Annotated in this window: 19 protein-coding genes; 13 read left to right on the forward strand and 6 right to left on the reverse strand. The window is 37.2% G+C overall.

The window, feature by feature from the left end:
- Window positions 1-15 precede the first annotated feature (15 nt).
- Complete coding sequence (gene hutI / locus MHI47_RS02180) at window positions 16-1275, reverse strand: imidazolonepropionase (RefSeq protein ID WP_340829279.1); 1260 nt, start codon at window positions 1273-1275, stop codon at window positions 16-18.
- A gap of 5 nt (window positions 1276-1280) precedes the next feature.
- Complete coding sequence (gene hutU, locus MHI47_RS02185) at window positions 1281-2948, reverse strand: urocanate hydratase (RefSeq protein WP_340829281.1); 1668 nt, start codon at window positions 2946-2948, stop codon at window positions 1281-1283.
- Window positions 2949-3144: 196 nt separating this feature from the next.
- Here hutU and MHI47_RS02190 point away from each other — a divergent pair, with 196 nt between their 5' ends.
- From MHI47_RS02190 to MHI47_RS02205, 4 genes are all read left to right on the forward strand, one after another.
- Window positions 3145-4029 (forward strand): DUF4349 domain-containing protein, encoded by an 885-nt coding sequence (locus tag MHI47_RS02190; RefSeq protein WP_340829282.1) that lies wholly within the window; start codon window positions 3145-3147, stop codon window positions 4027-4029.
- 158 nt (window positions 4030-4187) lie between these two features.
- A complete protein-coding gene (locus tag MHI47_RS02195; protein ID WP_093536100.1) occupies window positions 4188-6083 on the forward strand; it encodes a PrkA family serine protein kinase in 1896 nt (631 codons plus the stop codon).
- A gap of 876 nt (window positions 6084-6959) precedes the next feature.
- Window positions 6960-8117, forward strand: coding sequence for a sporulation protein YhbH (yhbH, locus tag MHI47_RS02200; protein ID WP_340829284.1), 1158 nt, complete (start codon window positions 6960-6962; stop codon window positions 8115-8117).
- Window positions 8117-9511, forward strand: coding sequence for a SpoVR family protein (locus MHI47_RS02205; protein WP_340761338.1), 1395 nt, complete (start codon window positions 8117-8119; stop codon window positions 9509-9511). Before yhbH ends, MHI47_RS02205 begins: the two co-directional genes overlap by 1 nt.
- A gap of 304 nt (window positions 9512-9815) precedes the next feature.
- Here MHI47_RS02205 and MHI47_RS02210 read toward each other — a convergent pair whose 3' ends face one another.
- Window positions 9816-10187 carry a winged helix-turn-helix transcriptional regulator gene (locus MHI47_RS02210; RefSeq protein ID WP_340761339.1) on the reverse strand — a complete coding sequence of 124 codons (372 nt, stop codon included), beginning with the start codon at window positions 10185-10187 and terminating at the stop codon, window positions 9816-9818.
- 183 nt (window positions 10188-10370) lie between these two features.
- Between MHI47_RS02210 and MHI47_RS02215 the strand changes: the two genes are divergently transcribed.
- Both MHI47_RS02215 and MHI47_RS02220 read left to right on the forward strand, forming a co-directional pair.
- The gene (locus tag MHI47_RS02215; RefSeq protein WP_340829286.1) at window positions 10371-11555 is read left to right on the forward strand and encodes an MFS transporter; all 1185 of its coding nucleotides are present in this window, start codon (window positions 10371-10373) and stop codon (window positions 11553-11555) included.
- Between the two features lie 25 nt (window positions 11556-11580).
- The gene (locus MHI47_RS02220; RefSeq protein WP_340761341.1) at window positions 11581-12420 is read left to right on the forward strand and encodes an aldo/keto reductase; all 840 of its coding nucleotides are present in this window, start codon (window positions 11581-11583) and stop codon (window positions 12418-12420) included.
- A gap of 149 nt (window positions 12421-12569) precedes the next feature.
- Here the strand turns inward: MHI47_RS02220 and MHI47_RS02225 are convergent, their stop codons facing one another.
- On the reverse strand, window positions 12570-12686 hold the full coding sequence (locus MHI47_RS02225; RefSeq protein WP_093536088.1) for a YjcZ family sporulation protein: 117 nt from the start codon (window positions 12684-12686) through the stop codon (window positions 12570-12572).
- 169 nt (window positions 12687-12855) lie between these two features.
- On the reverse strand, window positions 12856-13734 hold the full coding sequence (locus MHI47_RS02230) for an SDR family oxidoreductase (RefSeq protein WP_340829288.1): 879 nt from the start codon (window positions 13732-13734) through the stop codon (window positions 12856-12858).
- A 159-nt stretch (window positions 13735-13893) separates the two neighbouring features.
- On the opposite strand from MHI47_RS02230, the gene MHI47_RS02235 reads away from it, so the two are divergent.
- The 5 genes from MHI47_RS02235 to MHI47_RS02255 all read left to right on the forward strand — a co-directional run bounded on the left by MHI47_RS02235 (window position 13894) and on the right by MHI47_RS02255 (window position 17516).
- The gene (locus MHI47_RS02235) at window positions 13894-14643 is read left to right on the forward strand and encodes a gamma-glutamyl-gamma-aminobutyrate hydrolase family protein (RefSeq protein ID WP_340829290.1); all 750 of its coding nucleotides are present in this window, start codon (window positions 13894-13896) and stop codon (window positions 14641-14643) included.
- 29 nt (window positions 14644-14672) lie between these two features.
- A complete protein-coding gene (locus tag MHI47_RS02240; protein WP_340829291.1) occupies window positions 14673-15761 on the forward strand; it encodes a threonine aldolase family protein in 1089 nt (362 codons plus the stop codon).
- A gap of 52 nt (window positions 15762-15813) precedes the next feature.
- A complete protein-coding gene (locus MHI47_RS02245; RefSeq protein WP_340761344.1) occupies window positions 15814-15984 on the forward strand; it encodes a hypothetical protein in 171 nt (56 codons plus the stop codon).
- 161 nt (window positions 15985-16145) lie between these two features.
- Complete coding sequence (locus tag MHI47_RS02250) at window positions 16146-17018, forward strand: patatin-like phospholipase family protein (protein WP_340761345.1); 873 nt, start codon at window positions 16146-16148, stop codon at window positions 17016-17018.
- Window positions 17019-17096: 78 nt separating this feature from the next.
- Complete coding sequence (locus MHI47_RS02255; protein ID WP_340761346.1) at window positions 17097-17516, forward strand: pyridoxamine 5'-phosphate oxidase family protein; 420 nt, start codon at window positions 17097-17099, stop codon at window positions 17514-17516.
- 127 nt (window positions 17517-17643) lie between these two features.
- Here MHI47_RS02255 and MHI47_RS02260 read toward each other — a convergent pair whose 3' ends face one another.
- Window positions 17644-18426: an EcsC family protein gene (locus MHI47_RS02260; protein ID WP_340829294.1), complete on the reverse strand. Its 783-nt coding sequence runs from the start codon at window positions 18424-18426 to the stop codon at window positions 17644-17646.
- Window positions 18427-18683: 257 nt separating this feature from the next.
- On the opposite strand from MHI47_RS02260, the gene MHI47_RS02265 reads away from it, so the two are divergent.
- On the forward strand, window positions 18684-20108 hold the full coding sequence (locus tag MHI47_RS02265; RefSeq protein ID WP_093536074.1) for a PTS mannitol transporter subunit IICB: 1425 nt from the start codon (window positions 18684-18686) through the stop codon (window positions 20106-20108).
- Between the two features lie 137 nt (window positions 20109-20245).
- The gene (locus MHI47_RS02270; protein WP_340829298.1) at window positions 20246-22348 is read left to right on the forward strand and encodes a BglG family transcription antiterminator; all 2103 of its coding nucleotides are present in this window, start codon (window positions 20246-20248) and stop codon (window positions 22346-22348) included.
- The last annotated feature ends 1 nt before the right edge of the window (window position 22349 follow it).

Consider the following 22349-nt stretch of genomic DNA (forward strand, 5'->3'; position numbering starts at 1 on the left):
GAATTTGTGTCATCCTTAACCGACCACTTTCACTCCTTTTTTCCAAACACTATTTACATGATTTACCCCAAATAAATACTGTAATTGCTGATAATTTGACACGTTCCAGAGCACAATGTCGGCTTGTTTTCCTACTTCTAACGAGCCAACTTTATCTTCTATTGCTATAGCGCAGGCCGCATTATAGGTGGCTGCACACAAGCTCTCTGCAGGAGTAAGCCGCATCGAAATGCAAGCTAAGTTCATTACAAGGGGCATGGACGTGGTAGGAGATGATCCTGGATTGCAGTCTGTTGAAATCGCTACAGGTACGCCAGCATCAATCATTTCTCGGCCCCTTGCAGCAGTCTCTCGTAAATATAATGCTGTTGCAGGCAATAGACAGGCGATAACTCCTTTTTTAGCCATTGCAGCAATTCCCATATCCGATACTTTCAATAAGTGCTCTGCTGAAATAGCACCCACCTCAGCTGCAAGTTCGGCTCCACCATATGATTCAATCTCATCTGCATGAATCTTAGGGGTTAACCCAAGAGTTTTCCCCGCCTCTAAAATTCGTTTTGATTGCTCCGGGGTAAAGACACCTACTTCACAGAAGACATCATTAAATTTAGCAAGTTTGTCATGGGCTACTCTAGGGAGCATTTCATTGACAACTAAGTCGACATATTGGTCTTCCTTTCCTTTAAAGTCAGAAGGGACAGCATGCGCTCCCATAAAAGTGGGAACAATATCTATAGGGTGTTCTTGTTGTAATCTGCGCATAACACGAAGTTGTTTTATCTCTGTCTCTAGATTCAATCCATAACCACTTTTTCCTTCTATAGAAGTAACGCCATGAGCTAAAAAGGAGTCTAATCTTTTCACTGTTTGTACAAAAATCTCTTCTTCCGTTGCTTCTCTAGTCATGCGGCTAGTCGCATGAATACCTCCACCAGCATTCATAATGTCCATATACGTTGCGCCTTCTAAACGCAACTCAAACTCCCGCTCACGACTTCCTCCATAAACGACATGTGTATGTGGATCAACGAGCCCAGGTGTGACAAGCTTTCCGGATGCATCAATAATTTCTGCTGAATCTATTCGATTTGCGTATTTTATTTGAAGCTCATCTGTTGTGCCAATAGCTTGAATTATTTCATTTTCCAACCATATACTTCCATCCTCAATGATGGAGAGCTCACTCATAGCCTCTTTGGTTCTTGGACCTCTATGTTCACTAGCCAGAGTAACTAATTGAGAGGCGTGTTTTATCCAAACTGCTTTACTCATTTGTTTTAGTCCTCCTTTTTCATCATTGGAATATGGATGTCTTTAGCACGAGCTGTTTTTTCTGCAAGCTCATAGCCAGCGTCAAAATGACGAACTATACCCATACCTGGATCTGAAGTGAGTACACGTTCTAATCTTGCTTCCGCTTCCTTTGTTCCGTCGGCAACTATGACCATACCAGCATGAATGGAATACCCCATTCCAACACCACCTCCATGATGCACGGAAACCCATGTTGCTCCACCGACTGCATTGATCATCGCATTTAGTATTGGCCAGTCGGCAACTGCATCTGATCCATCTTTCATCGCTTCAGTTTCACGATTTGGGGAGGCAACAGATCCTGAATCTAGATGATCTCTTCCTATTACAATTGGTGAACTTAATTCACCAGAAGCGACCATATCATTGATGATTTTACCGAAGCGAGCGCGTTCGCCGTAGCCTAACCAACATATACGAGAAGGTAAGCCTTGGAATTGAATTTTTTCACGCGCCATTTTAATCCAATTGCATAAGTGAGTATTATAGCTAAACTCACGTAAGATTACTTCGTCTGTTTTATATATGTCTTCAGGATCCCCAGATAATGCGACCCATCTAAATGGGCCTTTGCCTTCACAAAACTGTGGTCGGATGTATGCAGGAACAAATCCTGGGAAGCAAAAAGCCCGATCAAAGCCTTCATCCTTCGCTACTTGTCGTATGTTATTTCCATAATCGAATGTAACTGCACCTTTATCCATTAACTCGACCATTGCACGTACATGCGTAGTCATAGAAGTTTTGGAGAGGCTTATATATTCGTTAGGATTATTCTGGCGTAAATCCCTTGCTTCCTCTAGAGAAGTTTGAGAAGGGATGTAGCCATTTAAAGGATCATGAGCTGAAGTTTGATCAGTCAAAATATCTGGTGTAAAACCACGAGCTATCAGTTCAGGTAAAATATCGGCTGCATTTCCAACCAACCCTATAGAAAGAGGTTTCCCAGCCATTTTTGCTTCTTCCGCTAACTGAATAGCCTCGTCTAATGTATGCGCTTTCAAATCTGTGTAATGAGTTTCAATACGTCTATCTATTCTTGTTTCATCTACTTCTATTGCAATGCATACGCCACCATTCATCGTAACTGCTAATGGCTGTGCAGCACCCATACCGCCTAACCCAGCTGTAAGTGTAATCGTATTTTTTAACGTTCCATTAAAATGTTGTTTAGCAAGTTCAGCAAACGTTTCGTAAGTCCCTTGTACGATTCCTTGAGAACCAATATAAATCCAACTGCCGGCAGTCATCTGTCCATACATCATTAACCCTTTTTTATCGAGCTCATGGAAATGCTCCCATGTAGCGTATGCTGGCACTAAGTTGGAGTTGGCTATTAATACACGTGGTGCATCCATGTGAGATTTAAAAACCGCTACTGGTTTCCCAGACTGGACAAGCAAAGTTTCATCATTTTCTAATTCCTTTAACGAGTGAACTATTGCGTCAAAAGCTTCCCAATTCCGAGCTGCCTTTCCGATCCCACCATAAACAACTAAGTCATCAGGATGCTCTGCTACCTCTGCATCTAAATTGTTCATAAGCATGCGAAGAGCTGCTTCTTGCAGCCAACCTTTCGTATTCAACTTGGTTCCTCTATAACGAATTACCTTATCGTTTGCTGTACCCATTTAAATACCTCCTCAATTCTTACTCCTATTCTATCTAAATATTTAAACTATTTAAGGGGTTTCGTGAAAAAAATGAAAATTTCTCCTCTGCTAACGGGGTACTTTACTAGTGTGCTAGTGTATCGAGAAGTTGGTATGAAACTCTTTTATACATAATTCGTCTGATTATTCAGACATATATAAGGGGGTAATTATATTGAAAAAAGCTTGGTTATTGTTGGTTACCATAAGTCTTTTCGTTATATTAACAGCCTGTAGTAGTAGCGATGAAGAGTTAGCTAAAATGAGTACAGAAGATAGAGCATCGGATTCGGCAGAATTTGAAACTAAAGAAGAGCAAAGTGTTGATGCGGAGAGGGAACAGGAAAGTGTAGCTGAAGAAACTGCGGCACCTAGCACTAGAATGATTATTCATCAGGCTAGAATTAGCACGAATGTAAAGGATTTAAAGAAGGCTCAGCATAATATGGAGCAAAGGGTGAAGGATTATGGAGGCTATATTGTAGAGTCCAACGTGTATTTGGAATCTGATGAAACAAGTTCAGGGAAAATGATAGTGCGAATTCCAGAGAAGCATTTTGAAACGTTTTTGTCTGAAGCGGAATTAGAGGCATCTAAAGTTTTAGAAAAAAACGTCACTGGTCAGGATGTAACTGAGCAATATGTAGATCTAAGTTCTCGCGTGAAATCGAAACGTGCAGTGGAAGAACGTTTACTAGCATTTATGAAAGATGCAGAAAAAACAGAGGATTTACTAAAAATTTCTAGCGACCTTGCAAAGGTCCAAGAAGAAATAGAGGTATTAGCAGGGAAAATAAAATATTTGGAGAACCAAACATCTTTTTCCACTATCGAACTAACTATGTTTGAAAATCGAGTCATCATTCCAGAAATAGAAAACAAAGATCTGAACACATGGGAAAAAACGAAAAAACAATTTATAACAAGTACCAATGCACTGTTATCAATAGGCTCAGGAATAATCGTATTTATAGTAGGTAACTTACCAGTGTTAATACTTGTAACAATTATTGCAGTTGCAGTTTTTGGGATTATTAAGAAAAGGAAAATAAAAGAATAATAATTTTAATCGCTATTCTAACGGTGAGCATATCGTAAAACAATGAACAAAGCATCTCTTGATTTTCAAAGAGATGCTTTATTCGTGTAAAGAAAAAGGTATCATAATTTCTAAAACTTCATACTATGTATAAATAACTCCCATGAATGGAGGGAAACATGGACATTTTAAACAAGGTAAGAAATTATCGAGAAGAAGAGAACCAGCTCAAGTGGGAAGGTACGTTTAAAGAATTTTTAGCGATTGTGAAGGAACGTCCAGAGGTTGCCCAAACGGCGCATGCACGAGTTTATAGCATGATTAAAAATGCAGGTGTAACGGAACTAGATAACAAAAAAGAATTCAATTTTTTTGGAAATGAAATATTTGGAGTAGAAGATTCACTAGAGCGATTAGTAGAAGAATACTTTCATCCCGCTGCCAAAAGACTAGATGTTAGAAAACGAATTTTATTATTAATGGGTCCAGTAAGTGGTGGGAAATCTACTATTGTAACGCTTCTAAAAAGAGGATTTGAACAATACTCTCGTACTGATGAAGGTGCGGTTTACGCTATAAAAGGCTGTCCAATGCATGAGGATCCATTGCATTTAATCCCGCAGCATTTACGAAAAGACTTTTTTGATGAATATGGAATACGTATTGAAGGTAGTTTGTCACCATTAAACTCCATGAGGCTCGAAAGTGAGTACGGCGGGCGTGTAGAAGATGTCCTGGTGGAGCGCATTTTCTTCTCTGAGGATAAACGAGTAGGAATTGGTACGTTCACTCCTTCCGATCCTAAATCTCAAGATATAGCGGATTTAACGGGATCGATTGATTTTTCAACAATAGCAGAATATGGCTCAGAATCAGATCCTCGTGCATACCGCTTTGACGGAGAGTTGAATAAGGCGAACCGTGGAATGATGGAATTTCAAGAAATGCTCAAATTGGACGAAAAATTTCTATGGCACTTATTATCATTAACACAAGAAGGAAATTTTAAGGCAGGACGTTTTGCGTTAATCAGTGCAGATGAATTGATCGTAGCCCATACGAATGAAACGGAGTACCGTTCATTTATAGCCAATAAAAAGAATGAAGCATTGCATTCAAGAATTATTGTCATGCCGATTCCTTATAACCTAAAGGTCAGCCAGGAAGAGCGCATATATGAAAAGATGATTAGAGAAAGCGATATGACACATGTTCATATTGCTCCACATGCATTAAGAGCAGCAGCAATTTTTTCTATACTGACGAGACTGGAGATTCCGAAAAAGACAGGAATAGATATAGTCAAAAAAATGCGTCTATATGATGGGGAAAATGTGGAAGGATTTAACGACATTGATGTGGAAGAATTGAAGAAAGAATCGCAAAATGAAGGGATGAACGGTATTGATCCACGGTACGTGATCAACCGTATTTCATCTGCCATAATACGAAAAGAAATTCCATCGATTAATGCGCTAGATGTGTTGCGTTCTTTAAAAGAGGGGCTTGATCAACATGCATCGATCTCTGATGAAGACAAAGAAAAATATATGAATTATATAGCGATTGCTCGAAAAGAATACGATGAAATTGCTAAGAAAGAAGTACAGAAAGCATTTGTGTACTCGTATGAAGAGTCTGCCATTACACTGATGAATAATTATTTAGATAACGTAGAAGCATTTTGCAATAAAAACAAAATGAGAGATCCATTGACAGGAGAAGAGATGAACCCGGATGAGAAGCTGATGCGCTCCATTGAGGAACAAATCGGCATTTCCGAAAATGCGAAAAAAGCATTCCGTGAAGAAATCCTTATCCGATTATCGGCATACGCAAGAAAAGGGAAGCGTTTTGAATATAATTCGCACGAGCGACTACGTGAAGCTATCCAAAAGAAATTATTTGCGGATTTAAAGGATGTCGTAAAAATTACTACTTCATCAAAAACACCAGATGAAGCCCATCTAAAGAAAGTAAATGAAGTAGTGGCAAGATTAATAGATGAACATGGATACAATTCCAATTCAGCTAATGAGCTATTGAAATATGTTGGTAGTTTGCTTAATCGATAGGCATAGGTGAAGGACCAATAGTATAGCTAAATGATTGGTCAAAACCTGTATCTATCGTTTTCGAAGGACTTTGGATAGACGATTTGCTATACGATTACCGAGTGAATTTTTAGGGATGCTGGCTGGTTGTGATGTCCGTCACAACCAGCCAGCATCCCAATTTTTCGGTAACCTTGTGGCGTTTGTCTATCCGTCGCCCTGCTACAACTCTTAGAAACAGGACAGTGCATTTTTGGATAACTAGAGAAAAAGTCCCCTTCCTATTTAAAGAAGAAGCGCACGAATATGCAATTTCGTGAGCTAGCTCACTTCTTTATTTAGTTAACACTTAATATTTCTCTTTTTTTCCACTAGATAAAATAGAATTTATTTTCTTCATTCTTCATTACATAATAGCCTTCCAAATTTAACAGATGGTTTTATCACATTATTAACCTTGACTACTCTTATCATCTAAGCGATACGCTCTGCTAAATCATATAATTTAAAACTACACGTTATATTGATTGAAGTGAAAGGTAGCGACTCCGGTGGGATGAGTGAGACAGATGAGATATCACAACGACGCGTTAGAGACGGTGCTAGCCCATCGCTCACCCCGCGGAGGCCAACAGGATGTTGGTCACGAAGGCGTTGCCACACGAGGTGGCGCACTTAGCCTTTGTTCTCAACCTGAAACGGAAATCAGCAGTTTTAATGGATAGCTTCTATTCTTCAAAATTTTCTTTTGAAAAAGTCTATTCCATCACCGGTCTTTCGGTATGTGAATGTCTTTTTTCTTATCTTTTATACTATCAACCCCTACATTTTTCAAATTCATCTGCAATAAGAATGACAAACGGGCATATGATAAAAAATAGGTAGGTGTTGAGAAAAATGGAGAACAAAGAAACTAAACAATTTGTCGTCTCTCAGGAAAACTGGTCTTTACATCGAAAAGGACACCAAGACCAACAACGCCATATGGAGAAAGTGAAGGAAGCAATTCAAAACAATTTGCCTGATCTGATCAGTGAAGAAAATATCATCATGTCTAATGGACGAGAAGTCATCAAAATTCCGATTCGCTCACTAGATGAATATAAAATCCGCTATAACTATGATTCATCGAAGCATGTGGGGCAAGGAGATGGGAAAAGCCAAGTAGGAGACGTAGTTGCTAAAGGTTCAGGTGATGAAGAGGGAAAAGCAGGTCAAGGAAAACAGGCTGGTGACCAGGCAGGTCAAGACTATTATGAAGCAGAGATATCCATTGCAGAAATAGAGAAGGAACTTTTCAACCAAATGGAGCTACCTAATTTAGAACAAAAGGAACAGACAGAAATAACAACAGAACATATTACATTTAACGATATACGAAAAAAAGGCCTAATGGGCAATATAGACAAAAAGCGAACGATTATATCTGCTATTAAGCGAAATGCAATGAAAGGGAAGGCAGAAATAATGCCTATTCATCAAGATGACTTGCGTTTTAAAACTTGGGATGAAGTAGTAAAACCTGAGTCGAAAGCAGTTGTATTAGCAATGATGGATACAAGTGGATCGATGGGTAACTTTGAAAAGTATTGTGCTAGAAGCTTTTTTTTCTGGATGACAAGGTTTTTACGCTCCCAATATGAAACAGTGGAAATTGAATTTATTGCCCATCATACAGAAGCAAAGGTTGTAACAGAGGAAGCATTTTTTTCTAAAGGAGAAAGCGGAGGGACAATTTGCTCTTCTGCTTATATGAAGGCACTAGAGCTTATTAAAGAGAAGTATAGTCCATCTAAATATAATATTTACCCTGTCCATTTTTCTGATGGAGAGAATATGACAAGTGATAATATGAGATGCATTGAACTAGTGAATGAACTGATGGAGGTTTCTAGTATCTTTGGCTATGGCGAAGTAAATGCGCATAGCAGATATTCTACGTTAATGAACACCTATAAAAAGATTGAAAGTCCTAAGTTTAGATACTATGTGTTGAAGGAAAATCAAGATGTTTACGAAGCGCTGAAGCATATTTTTCAAAAGGGAGCCAAGTAATGGAGAAAAAACTACAACATGCTATTGCGGAAATTACCGAAATTGCCACTGCATTTGGCCTTGATACGTATCCAATGAGATATGAGATTTGCCCAGCAGATATTATTTATACATTCGGCGCGTACGGCATGCCCACACGTTTTGCCCATTGGAGTTTTGGTAAACAATTTCATAAGATGAAAATGCAATATGATTTTGGGCTTAGCCAAATTTATGAGTTAGTCATTAATTCAGATCCTTGCTATGCGTTCTTATTGGACACAAATAGCCTCATACAAAATAAGCTCATCATTGCACATGTACTTGCTCACTGTGACTTTTTTAAACATAATGTACGTTTTTCTAATACACGAAGAGACATGGTAGAGAGCATGACGGCAACTGCAGAACGTATTGCAGAGTATGAGAGACTGTATGGAAAAGATGAAGTAGAAAGTTTTTTAGATGCGGTATTAGCAATTCAGGAACATATTGACCCTTCTATTATGAGACCTAAATTGCCAGTTTATGAGGATGAAGAAGAAGTCGATGTCATACGAAAAACAGAATATGATGATTTGTGGAAGTTGGATCATAGAGAAGATAAATCAAAATTGGTACTTCCGTATCGTAAAAAGTTCCCTCCGAAACCTGAAAAAGACTTGCTATTGTTTATTGAGGAATATAGCAGTGAGTTAGAAGATTGGCAACGAGATATATTAACGATGATGCGGGAGGAAATGCTCTACTTCTGGCCGCAACTAGAAACAAAGATTATGAACGAAGGTTGGGCTTCCTATTGGCATCAACGGATATTAAGAGAAATGGATTTAACGAGCGATGAAACAATAGAGTTCGCAAAGTTAAATGCAAATGTAGTGCAACCTTCCAAAACCGGCATTAACCCATATTATTTAGGTGTGAAAATTTTTGAAGATATAGAAAATAGATATAATAATCCAACAGCAGAAATGAAAGATTTAGGAATTAAAGTTAATTCGGGTAGGGAGAAAATGTTTGAAGTAAGAGAAATAGAATCGGACATATCTTTTATCCGAAATTACTTAACGAAGGATTTAGTGAAGCAGGAAGATTTATATTTATTTGAAAAAAAGAATGGGAACTATGAAATAACGGATAAGGATTATGAAAATGTACGTGATCAGCTTGTCTCCATGCGAGTGAATGGAAGCTTTCCATATATCGTAGTAGAAAATGGGGACTATATGAGGCTAGGAGAGTTGTATTTACGTCATGGATTTGAAGGGACGGAACTCGATCCACATTATTTAGAAAACGTTCTGCCATATATTCATCAATTATGGGGGCGAACAATTCATATGGAAACAGTAGTAGATGAAAAACAGGTATTGTATACTTTTGATGGGAAAAAAGTTTCGAAAATGAACATGTGATAAAACGAGGTCCTATTGACATAGGATCTCGTTTTTTATTTATGGTACGAGAAAATATAAAATGTAAGTACTCAAATAGACTGCGTAAAAGTACCAAGGCAGTATCTCTTCCAAGGTGCGTGTGCAGTTGATCCTAGGTCTGGGAGATTCCTGTCGCTGGAGAGAAACTCAATTCAGCTTAGTCTAGAGATTCCGTTCTGCTCGACTAGTAAAAAATAGACATCAAAAAATGAGCCTGGAGAAACACTCCGGCTCATTTTTTTCTTTGAATTTTAAATTGGTCTTTCTACTTTTACATAGTCTTTTATTTTAAGCTATCATTCAAGATGCTATCTTCTAAAACGGAAAATTTATCTCCGTATACTTTTGTAATATGTTCTTCTCCCCATGAACAAAGGGCACTGAGTATACTTTCAAGACTTGTACCATACTCGCTCAATTCATATTCTACTTTTGGAGGGACTTGGTTATAGACGATTCTATTAATAACGCCATCACTCTCTAACTCTCTAAGTTGCTGCGTTAACATTTTTTGAGTTATATCAGGCATAAGCCGCTTTAATTCACTTGTCCGCTTTTTTCCGTGGGTTAAGTGACACAATATGACGCATTTCCACTTGCCGCCAATGACCTCCAATGTAGCTTCCACTGATATATTATATTTTTTTTGTTTCATACTATTTCTCCTTTAGATAGGAACAAAAAAGTTCCTATAGTACTTTATAGTGCCTATATTACTTTAAAGTGCGTACTTTCCTTTTAAAACTCTATGAATCATAATAACATTTGCCGGTAGATTTACAATATAGTTTGGTCTCGCGGAATTTATTTATTCCGCATGAAGAAAGGTTGAGAAATAATGACTTTAGATAAAAATAGTAGTATGTTTGCATTATTGGCATTAGCAGTAAGTGCATTTGCAATAGGAACGACTGAATTTATCAGTGTCGGGCTATTGCCATTAATATCTAAAGACTTGGATATATCTTTGACAACAGCGGGGCTGACAGTTTCCTTATATGCCCTCGGAGTAACAGTGGGTGCACCAGTTTTAACAGCACTTACTTCAAGGATGCCTCGCAAATCCTTACTTCTTTGGATAATGATTGTATTCATTATAGGTAATGGAATAGCCGCTAGTGCTACAAGTGTAACAGTGCTATTAATTGCACGTGTCATATCTGCATTTTCACATGGTGTTTTTATGTCCATCGGATCAACGATAGCTGCCGATCTAGTACCAGAGGATAAGAGAGCTAGTGCAATTTCTATTATGTTTACAGGATTAACAGTCGCAACCATTACAGGAGTGCCTTTTGGTACATTTCTTGGACAGCAGTTAGGTTGGCGCTTTGCCTTTATAGCAATTGTCGTAATAGGAATCATTGGGTTTATAGCAAATAGTATACTTATTCCTTCTGATTTACGAAAAGGTACAAGAACATCAATACAAGATCATGTAAAGCTAATAACAAATAGTAGATTATTATTAATCTTTCTAATTACAGCACTTGGTTACGGGGGGACATTTGTCGTATTCACGTATTTATCCCCATTGCTTCAGTCTGTAACAGGATTTAAACAAGGGACAATCGCTTTAATATTACTTGTTTATGGGGTTGCAATCGCAGTAGGGAATATGATTGGCGGAAAACTAGCCAATAAAAACCCAATTGGCTCACTTTTTTATATGTTTATTATTCAAGCGATTATACTACTTCTATTAACATTTACAGCCCCTTTTAAGGTTGTAGGGTTAATAACGATTATTTTAATGGGAGTTTTTGCATTTATGAATGTTCCAGGCCTGCAGGTGTATGTTGTCATGTTAGCTGAGCGCTATGTTCCTAGTGCAGTTGATGTTGCTTCAGCTATGAATATTGCTGCTTTTAATGCCGGTATTGCAATTGGGTCTTATTTAGGGGGAATTGTCGCAGATTCTATTGGCCTTATCCATACTGCTTGGATTGGATCGATAATGGTTATGATTGCAGCAATATTAACTGGTATTAGTAGAATGTTGGAGAGAAAAGAGCAAATATAATAATTAACAGACGGAGGAATTCAAAATGGAAAATTTACAATCTATAAAAACATTACACAATGGGGTAGAAATGCCACTATTAGGGCTTGGCGTATTTAGAGTAGAGGATGGACAGGAGTTAATAGATGCAGTGAAAATCGCTATAAAAAATGGGTACCGTAGCATCGATACAGCAGCCATCTATGGAAATGAAGTAGGAGTAGGAAAAGGAATCCGAAAAGGGATAGAAGATGGAAATATTGCTAGAGAGGATCTTTTTATTACTTCAAAAGTATGGAATTCTGAGCTGGGCTATGAGGAAACAATTGCAGCCTATGAAGAAAGTTTAACTAAACTTGGACTAGAATATTTAGATTTATACTTAATTCATTGGCCAGTGGAAGGGAAGTATAAAGCGGCTTGGAAAGCTCTAGAAACACTCTACAAAGAGGGACGTGTGAAAGCGATTGGTGTAAGTAATTTTCAAATCCATCACCTAGAAGAGTTAATGAAGGATGCGGAAATTAATCCAATGATCAACCAAGTAGAATATCATCCGCGTTTAACACAAAAAGAATTGCACAATTTCTGTAGGGAGCATCAGATTCAATTAGAGGCATGGTCACCACTAATGGCAGGGCAGTTACTCGACAATGAAGAACTTCAAGAAATAGCATCTAAATATGGGAAATCAGTAGCACAAATTATCGTGCGCTGGGACCTTCAAAATAATGTAATTACAATTCCAAAGTCTACGAAAGAACAACGCATAATAGAAAATGCAAATGTATTTGACTTTAAATTAACAAAAGAGGACATGAAGCAGATTGATCTATTGAATAAAAATCACCGTGTTGGACCAGATCCAGATAACTTTGATTTTTAATTACTATAAAAACTAAACTCACAAAAAATAACCGAGATTCTTGAAGAATCTCGGTTATTTATAAATGCAATATTTAGACTGCACAGATTGTTTAAGAATCTGATTTACAATTTACTAAGATTGCCGGGTATGATTACCGGTATTTTAAATTAGTAACCGCCATCAACAAAAGCAGCGCCAACAATAATAAGTAAAATAAATAAAACAACAATCAGTGTAAAACCAGAACCGTATCCATATCCTCCAGCACTATCATTTCCAGACATATATTCATTCCTCTTTTCCTAGTAATACTATTAGAGTATTAATAAGTCTTAAGATGAACAGGGCAACAAGGTAAAAATAATTGGTACAAATAAAATAAATCACAAATAATTGTTTAGGATATGAAAAATGCTCAGAGAAAACTCTGAGCATTTTTTAATGATTTTGCAATTAAGAACCTACAAAGTCCCCACCATCTACGTGAATCGTTTGACCAGTCATATAACTGGAATCAGTGGAAGCTAAAAATACATACGCTGGTGCGTTTTCAGAAGGTTGTCCACGACGACCGATTGGCGTACTAGCTCCATGCTGTTTCACTTTTTCTTTATCAAATGTTGCGGGAATAAGTGGTGTCCAAATTGGACCAGGTGCCACGGCGTTTACCCTAATTCCTTGTTCGATTAAGTTCAATGCCAACGAACGAGTAAAGGATGTAATAGCCCCCTTAGTAGAAGAATAATCGATTAACTCAGGGGAACCGTTGTAGGCTGTGATAGAGGAGGTATTAATAATCGTATCGCCTTTCTTCATATGCGGTAGCGCAGCCTGAGATAAATAAAACATCGAGTATATATTAGTAGAAAAAGTTTCTTGTAATTGGTCTGGTGTAATAGCTAGAAAATCCTTTGTTGGGAATTGCTTACCTGCATTATTAACTAGTACATTCAGTTGTCCGAATTCCTGAATCACTTGCTCCACTGCCTGTTGACAGTTTTCATCATCACTTAAGTCCGTTTTGATCGCTAATGCTTTTCCGCCGTACTTTTCTATAAGTTTTATTGTTTTTTCAGCATCTGGTTGCTCATCTGCATCTAAATAGACGATAGCGACATTCGCGCCTTCTTTGGCAAATGCAATAGAAGCTGCACGTCCTATTCCACTATCCCCACCTGTAACTAAGGCAACCTTCCCGGTCAATTTCCCGGATCCTTTATAATTTTGGTCATCATAAATAGGTTCAGGAGTCATTTCTTCTTCAATACCTGGTTGCTGTTGTTGTGTTTGTCCTTTAACTTCTTTGTCTATTTTTTCGTATTTATCTGCCATGAAAATTTCCTCCTTAAACTTGGTTGATATATTTATTCCCTAGATAAATAAAAACAAACGTATAAACTAAATATTTGTCGGAATAGTCGGTTACGTTTTTCCAGATTAATATACGGGTATGTAAAAAGAAAACACTTAAAAAGAGATGAGAGAATATATATGAAACCAATAATAGGAATTACAACAGAAGTGCTAGAAGATGGCTGTTATTATATGCCTCCAGTCTATGCAAATGCAATTATACAAGCTGGTGGGATACCTATACTTATTCCTTTAGTACCGGAGGATGATATAGAAGAACTTAGTAAAAGATTAGATGGCCTTTTTGTTACAGGAGGCGAGGATATTGATCCAAGTTATTATAATGAAAATCCTCATGTACATTTAAAACAAATTACACCTGAATTGGATGAAATGGAGTATAAACTTATTAAAAAAATGTTGGATTTAGACAAACCTTATATTGGGGTATGTCGCGGTTTGCATATGTTGAATATTGTCTCAGGTGGTTCACTGTATCAGTCCATTCATTCACAGCGAGAAGAGCCGGTCATGCAGCATTTACAAAAGGCAGTTCGGACGCATAGATCACATCCTGTAACACTGAAAAAAGATAGTCGAATATATGACTTATTACAGGAAGAAGAATTTAGAGTGAATTCGTTCCATCATCAAGCAGTCAACAAAGTGGGTCAAGGATTGGAAGTTATTGCGAGAGCAACGGACGGGATTGTTGAATGTGTAGAAAGTAAGAATCATAGTTTCGTATTTGGCTTCCAATGGCATCCAGAAGAGTTTGCGGTTGACGGGGACGAGCCATCAAAACGCATTTTTAAAGCGTATATAAATGCAGCGATTGAACACAGAATAAGTAATGCTAATAATATTCCTGCTGTAGTGCTAAAATAAATAGACAATTGAGTTTCAGGAGGGGAAATATGACTGAAAGCATGTCGTTAGTGGAAGCATTTAAGCAAACGCAGTATCAAATAGCCGGAAATGGAAGAAGAAATATACAAATTCTAAAAGAAGCCTTTGAACACATAGATGACCAACAAGACAGTGATATGTACGGAAATGGTGAAATTATTGAGATGTTTCAAAAGAAAATGGCTACATATTTAGGGAAAGAGTCAGCCGTATTCTTCCCAAGTGGCACAATGGCTCAACAAATAGCTCTACGAATTTGGTGCGATGAAAAGGGTATTAAGAGAGTAGCATACCATCCACTAAGTCATTTAGAAATTCATGAAGCAGATGGACTAAAGGAAATGCACCATATTGATACATTATTATTAGGTGATGAATCTGGCTTAATGGAATTAGAAGATGTTCTAAATTTAGATCAAGAAATAGCTTGTCTATTATTAGAACTTCCCCAACGAGAGATTGGTGGTCAGCTTCCTGACTACCAAACCATTGTTGAAATCTCCGAGTATTGCCAAGCAAAGGGAATTCGATTGCATTTAGATGGAGCACGACTTTTTGAAATCCTCCCGTACTATCATAAATCTGCAGCAGAGGTTTGTGGACTTTTTGATAGTGTATATATTTCATTTTATAAAGGAATTGGAGGAATAGCTGGAGCTATCCTTGCTGGAAATCAGGAGTTTACCCAACAATCGAAAGTCTGGAAACGACGACATGGTGGAGACTTAATAAGTTTGTATCCGTACATCATAAGTGCAAATCACTATTTTGATCAGAGAATATCAAAAATGGAGCAGTATTATGAAAATGCAAAAGAGTTAGCAAGACTATTCAACTCGTGCCCTTTCATACAAACTAAACCAGCTGTTCCCCAATCTAATATGTTTCATGTTCACATTACTAGATCAAAAGAACAATTAGAGACAATATTTAAAGAGGTTTACTATGAAACAGGTATAGGGTTGACTAGCTATCTCAGAGAAGAAAACCAATCAAGCGTTAGTTTCGAGGTTAGTGTCGGAGATCAATACAACTCCATCCCAAAAGATAAAGTACAGAAAGCATTTCAATCCCTACAAGTTAAGCTGACGGAATAAATGAATAAAACCTCCTAACTTACACAAGTTATTTTCATGGAGGTGAAATTTCATGACGAAGAAAAATAATAAAAACAACAAGAGTAATTCATTAGACCGAGAAGAATATGGTTTCGGTTATGACGTCAGTCCAGATGATTTAGAGGTATACGTACAAAATAATAATAGACAGAAAAAGAAAAACAATGAAATCAAAGATCAAGCTACTAACGAGAATAAATAACTTAATACTAATCAACATACCCATTTACAAGACAGTTATTGTTTTGGAATGGGCTTTTTTTTGAAGTTTCAACACCTACTTTCGCCATAAAATGCTCGGAGGTTCTAATTCTCTCCTTTTTTTCTTACATTGTAACAATGTAAGAAAAAGGAGGACGTTTATTGTTAATAGATGGTGTTTTTTCAGGAGGTGGATTAAAGGGATATGCACTAGTTGGTGCTTATCAAGTAATAGAAGAAAAAGGGTATAAATTTAAGCGAGTAGCCGGTACGAGTGCAGGTGCTATCCTTGCTTGTTTTATTGCTGCTGGTTTTACAAGCAAAGAAATAGAAGAGTTATTAAGTGAACTAGACACATTAACCCTTTTAGATCCTCGAAAAACTATTCTACCAATTCCCTTCATGAAGTGGATAAATCTCTACTGGAGACTAGGATTATATCAAGGGAAAGCGCTGGAAAACTGGTTTTTAGAAAAGCTGGCTTTAAAGGGAGTATATACTTTTTCTGATATTGAGGCAGGTTCGCTGAAGTTAGTTGCCTCTGATCTTACGAATGGCAAAATAATGGTACTTCCTGATGATTTAGAGCGTTACGGGATATCAGCAGCTAGTTTTCCAATAGCACGGGCCCTACGCATGAGCTGTGGAATTCCATTTTTCTTTGAACCCGTCAAATTAAAAGTGACGTCGACTGATACGATAATTGTGGACGGTGGTGTATTAAGTAATTTTCCTATGTGGATTTTTGATAATGGAAACAAAGAGAGACCGATTTTGGGCTTAAAACTTAGTAGTAATTCAGAAGAGATGGAACCTCATAAAATAACAAACGGCTTAAACTTATTTGAAGCATTATTTTCTACTATGAAAAATGCCCATGATGAAAGATATATCTCCAGAAAAATTGAGAAAAACATAATATTTATTCCGGTAGAGGATTATAAAGCAACACAGTTTGATCTGAGCGAAGATATGAAAAACGAGTTACTGGAAAAGGGCAGAAGCCGTGCCAATCAATTTTTGAAAATGTGGTAGGTAATTCCTGGGTGAATGTTTAATTCCATCAGTCAAAGGAATAATAGAACAGAGAATACACTGAAGGAGAGGATATTCATGGCAAAGAACGCAAAAGAGGAAGCACTAAAAATCTTAGATAAAAATATGATCGGTACAATGGCAACAGTTCAACACAACAAACCACATTCTCGTTACATGACATTTTTTAACGAGGAATTCACTCTCTATACAGCAACAAGTAAAAAAACACATAAAGCAGAGGAACTACAGCAAAACCCGAATACGCATATCTTGTTAGGTTATGATGGGCATGGATTAGGAGATAGCTTTTTAGAAATTGAAGGAACAGTTATCGAATCAGATGATGAAGCGATGAAAGAAAAAGTGTGGAACAAAGCTCTTAAAGGCTGGTTCGAAGGCCCAGAGGATCCGGACCTTTTAATCTTGAAAGTTACACCTACCCAAATGCGATTAATGAATACAAAAGGAGAAGAACCTCAAGTTATCGAACTTTGATGTTCCTCTTTATTTTCACGGAGACCTTTTTGATGTTAAAAAAGGTCTCTTTTTATGCGATTTAAACTGATGGGTAAAATAGTAGTAACAAAAGTTTAGCTTAATAAGTTGCTAGTATTATCTTTGTTTAATCTTTCCACAATTCTTCTTTTCGATAAAGCATCATTCCAGCTTCACCTATATCATTTATCGCGGAACGATTAATAAATGCTCCAAAAACTAAGCCGGCAATTGGAATCATCTGAAACATTTTTTTCCATCCGAATTGATCTCTATAGGATAATACAACCTCACGCCAGCCTTGCAGCTCCGATAAAACCTCCCGTTTTGTTTCTTCGTCTTGACTATCAAACTTGGAAAGCTGAGCCAAGATAACTTGTTTGCCAACAATGTCGGAAGAAATAAATTGAAGTGATTTAATAATGAACAACCGTTCCTTCTTATCATTCGGGTCATAGCCATAACAAATGGCAATATCCTGCAATGTTTTTAGTTGTAAACCTAACAGGAAAGGAATATCAAGTGACAATGTAAAAATACCTCCAATACCTGTTCCAGCACCTTGAATGGTAGCAATATTTTTTCTGTTTTTTGTTATACCTTTTACAGCCTTGTCCATTGTTGAAACAGGCAATCTGTTTACGTCCTCAACGCTATCAATACCCATATTTGGATAATAGGACTTGATCTTGGAAGTTGAACTCAAATAACTGCCGCCCGTTTGGATATATTGGCCAAGCTCATCAAGTAAAGTACCCATTTTTGTTTGTATAAATTTTGGAGTCCACTTGTCCATTATTTTAAAAGGTAATCGTCCCATTTTTTCCCAAAACCATAAATCGCCTTGATCCTTTTCCCAGGCCTCTATTCTTAAAAGCTCAGATTGTAACCAATCCTTTGAATCTATCATTACTATCACCTCGTTTATAATACGTCCGGTCAACAAAATAGTTTCAATTCAAGGTAGTTTAGGTTTTAATGTAGGAAAAACAAAACAGTCTTTAGAGAAATCAGTGGTTTTAGAAAATATGACAACCAATCAACTTCGATTTTGGCATCATTAAAGACGACATGATAGCGTTTTCATTTTATTGAATATTAAATGTAAACGCTTTAATATGAGAGACAACAAGAAACTTTAATAAAATCAAGGGGAGGATTGCTAAAATGAACACAGAACAGACAGGATTCAAGGTTAAAGTCCAGCGTTTTGGTAGTTTTTTAAGCGGTATGATTATGCCGAATATCGGCGCATTCATCGCATGGGGTCTTATAACAGCATTATTTATACCAACAGGATGGTGGCCTCGGGAAGATTTTGCAGAGCTAGTCGGTCCTATGATCAATTACTTATTACCAATCTTAATTGGATTTACGGGTGGTCGTCTCGTTCACGGTATTCGAGGTGGTGTAGTTGGTGCAACTGTAACGATGGGAGTAATCGTTGGAGCAGAAATCCCAATGTTCCTTGGTGCGATGATAGTTGGTCCACTAGGTGGTTGGGTTATCAAGCAGTTTGATAAACTAGTAGAGGGTAAAATAAAAGCTGGTTTTGAAATGCTCGTAAATAACTTTTCAGCAGGTATTATTGGTGGATTCTTAACATTAGTCGCATACAAATTGATAGGGCCAGCAGTTAATGCATTAACAGATTTTCTTGCAGCTGGAGTTCAATTCATATTTGATGCAGGTCTCTTACCACTTGCAAGTATTTTCATAGAACCAGCCAAAGTATTATTCTTAAATAATGCGATTAATCATGGGATATTAGGTCCTTTAGGTATTGAGCAGGCTGCAGATGCAGGTAAGTCAATTCTATTCTTATTGGAGTCAAATCCAGGACCTGGTCTTGGAATTTTACTTGCTTTCATGTTCTTTGGAAAAGGAGCAGCGAAACAAACTGCACCTGGAGCAGTAATTATTCACTTCCTAGGTGGAATTCATGAAATTTACTTCCCTTATATTTTGATGAAGCCATTCCTACTTGTAGCAGCTATTGCCGGTGGAGCTTCTGGTATCTTTACACTGCAATTATTCAATGCAGGTCTAGTGGCAGCACCTTCACCAGGAAGTATATTCTCTATATTAGCGTTAACTCCAAAAGGAAGTCATATAGGAGTTATATTAGCCGTAGTAGTTGCAACTGCCGTATCCTTCCTAATCGCATCTCTTATTCTTAAAACGTCTAAAGATATAGCGGAGGAAGATTTAGTTAAAGCAACAGAAAAAACTTCTTCACTAAAAGGGTCAGAAAGTAGAGCAGCAGAATTTATAAAACCAACGACAACAGTTGACTCTATGCAAGAAACTTCCCTTGCAAATGTAAAACATATTATATTTGCGTGTGATGCGGGAATGGGCTCCAGTGCAATGGGAGCATCTATCTTAAGAAATAAAATGAAAAAAGAGGGACTTGATGTATCGGTAACAAATACTGCTATTAGCAACCTTCCAGCAGATGCAAAAGTAGTTATTACGCATAAGGATTTGACGAGTCGAGCAAAAGATCAAGTGCCAAATGCATACCATATTTCTGTAGAAAATTTCTTAAATAGTCCAAAATACGATGAACTAATTGAACAACTAAAATAAGAAAAGCGAAAGCGCTAGAGTCTAAACAGATTCTAAGTAATGCATATACTTTCTTGTTAAAATAGAGACACATCCGAGACTCGGCCTATTTCATAGGCTGAGTTTTGCCAATGATTTGGATCGTTAGGAATGAGGTGTTGACAATATTTATTTCGAGCAGAGAAAAGATGATTATGGAAGCTTTGATAATAGAAAAGGAAGAAATAACGATTAAAGAATTATCCAAAAGAATAGATGTGAGTTCTCGAACTATTCAACGAGATTTAAATAATATCCAAACTATTTTAGACTCCTATCAACTTGAACTAGTTAGAAAATCAGGAGTCGGTGTACAGATTATAGGGGATGAACAAAGAAAGCAAGAATTGGTTCAACAGCTTAAAAAGTTCACACAAAGAGAATATACACTGGAGGAAAGACTGACATTAATCCTATGTATTTTGTATGAATCAACTGAACCTGTAAAGCTCTATTCACTCTCAAAAGATTTGGGCGTTTCCATTTCAACAGTCAGTGCCGATTTGATGAAACTAGAGGAACAATTACAGCCTATCCAACTTTCAATCTTGAAGAAAAGAGGATATGGAGTTGAACTATCAGGAACGGAAAAGGCAAAACGTAGAGCAATTAGTTATGCACTTTCGAAAACCTTGAAGGAAGAGGGATTATTTTCATTAATAAAAGAAAAGATTCATCAAAAATCAAGCAAGTACGAAGATCCAATTTCTGAAAGACTAATGCACCTTGTCGACCGAGAAAAGTTAGGGATGATTGAAGAGGCGATGAAGGACCTTTATCCAGACTTCTCTTTGTCGATGACAGATAGTGCTTATGTTGCGTTAATCGTTCACCTTGCACTCGCTATTGAACGTATTTTGCAAGGAGAAAACATTACGATCGATGAAGTGTATTTAAAGCAGATTTCGCTTGAGCCAGAATATCCTATAGCCCAAAAAATTATCAGTATGTTAATGGACCGTTTCCAGGTGGATATCCCAGAAGCAGAAGTAGGCTATATAACAATGCATCTTCAAGGCTCCAAACTTCGTCAACAAGAAGGGGTTTTAGTGGAGTCTTCCAATTTAGAGTTATATAGACAGGCTAAAAGTTTGGTCAGGGAGATGGAAAAGCAAACTAGCTTTTCTTTATCTGACAATGCTTCCCTTCTGGAAGGTCTCGTTACTCATTTAAAGCCTGCAATCTATCGTATAGAGCAAAATATGGGCATAGCTAATCCCTTACTAGATGAAATACAAACGAATTATAAGGATTTGTTTGAGCAAGTAAAAACGGCTACTCGTAAAGTTTTTCCAAAGCTCCAAGTTCCAAACGAAGAAATTGGATACTTAGTAATGCATTTTGGATCTGCCTTAATTGGGGTATTAGGTAAGGGAGACCTAAAGGCATATATTATTTGTTCTAGTGGAATTGGAACCTCTAAATTACTAGCTTCACGATTACTTCGAGAAATTCAAGAAATTTCAGAGGTAGCTAATATTTCTGTATTTGACCTAAACAAGCTTGCCACTACTATAACGGATAGGGATCTTATCGTTTCCACCATCTACTTGCAGGATTTTCAAAGGGAGTATATTATGGTTAACCCTTTTTTAACAACAGAAGAGATTAACCAAGTCCAGCTATATGCAAGAAGGAAAATGCTCATACAAAAACCTTCTCCACTCGCAAAAGAAAGTAATCCAAATGCAGATGTACTAACAGAAAAAATAGCAAAGGTACACGAATACTCAGGTGTAATGTTAAACGTATTAACTAATTTTCAACTTACTTTGCTAAAAGACCAAACTACCGTAAAGCAGTACATGCAGCAGATATGTGAGAACTTGGAGTCTAGACAAGTCATTACAGAAACAGAAATAGTAGTAGAAGCTTTACTCGAGAGAGAAAAAAATGGTGGTATTGGTATTCCAGGAACTAAACTTGCACTCTATCATACGCGCCATGAGAACGTACAAAAGCCATCGTTCACTATTCACAAACTTGACCACGTTATTTGTGTAAAAGGCATGGATGGTAGTGATGTAGAAGTGGACACACTACTTGTATTATTATCACCTAAATCATTTCTCACAGCAGGGTTAGAGGTTCTAAGTTTGATCAGTACTTTAATCATTCAGAATGAACAAAATATCGACTTGTTTGAAACAGGGGAAGAAGCTCAAATTCATTCATTTTTAGCAGAAGAATTTGAAGTATTTATTAAAGAAAATATAAACTAAT

Source organism: Psychrobacillus sp. FSL H8-0487 (genome assembly GCF_038008385.1).
Taxonomy (GTDB): domain Bacteria; phylum Bacillota; class Bacilli; order Bacillales_A; family Planococcaceae; genus Psychrobacillus; species Psychrobacillus psychrotolerans.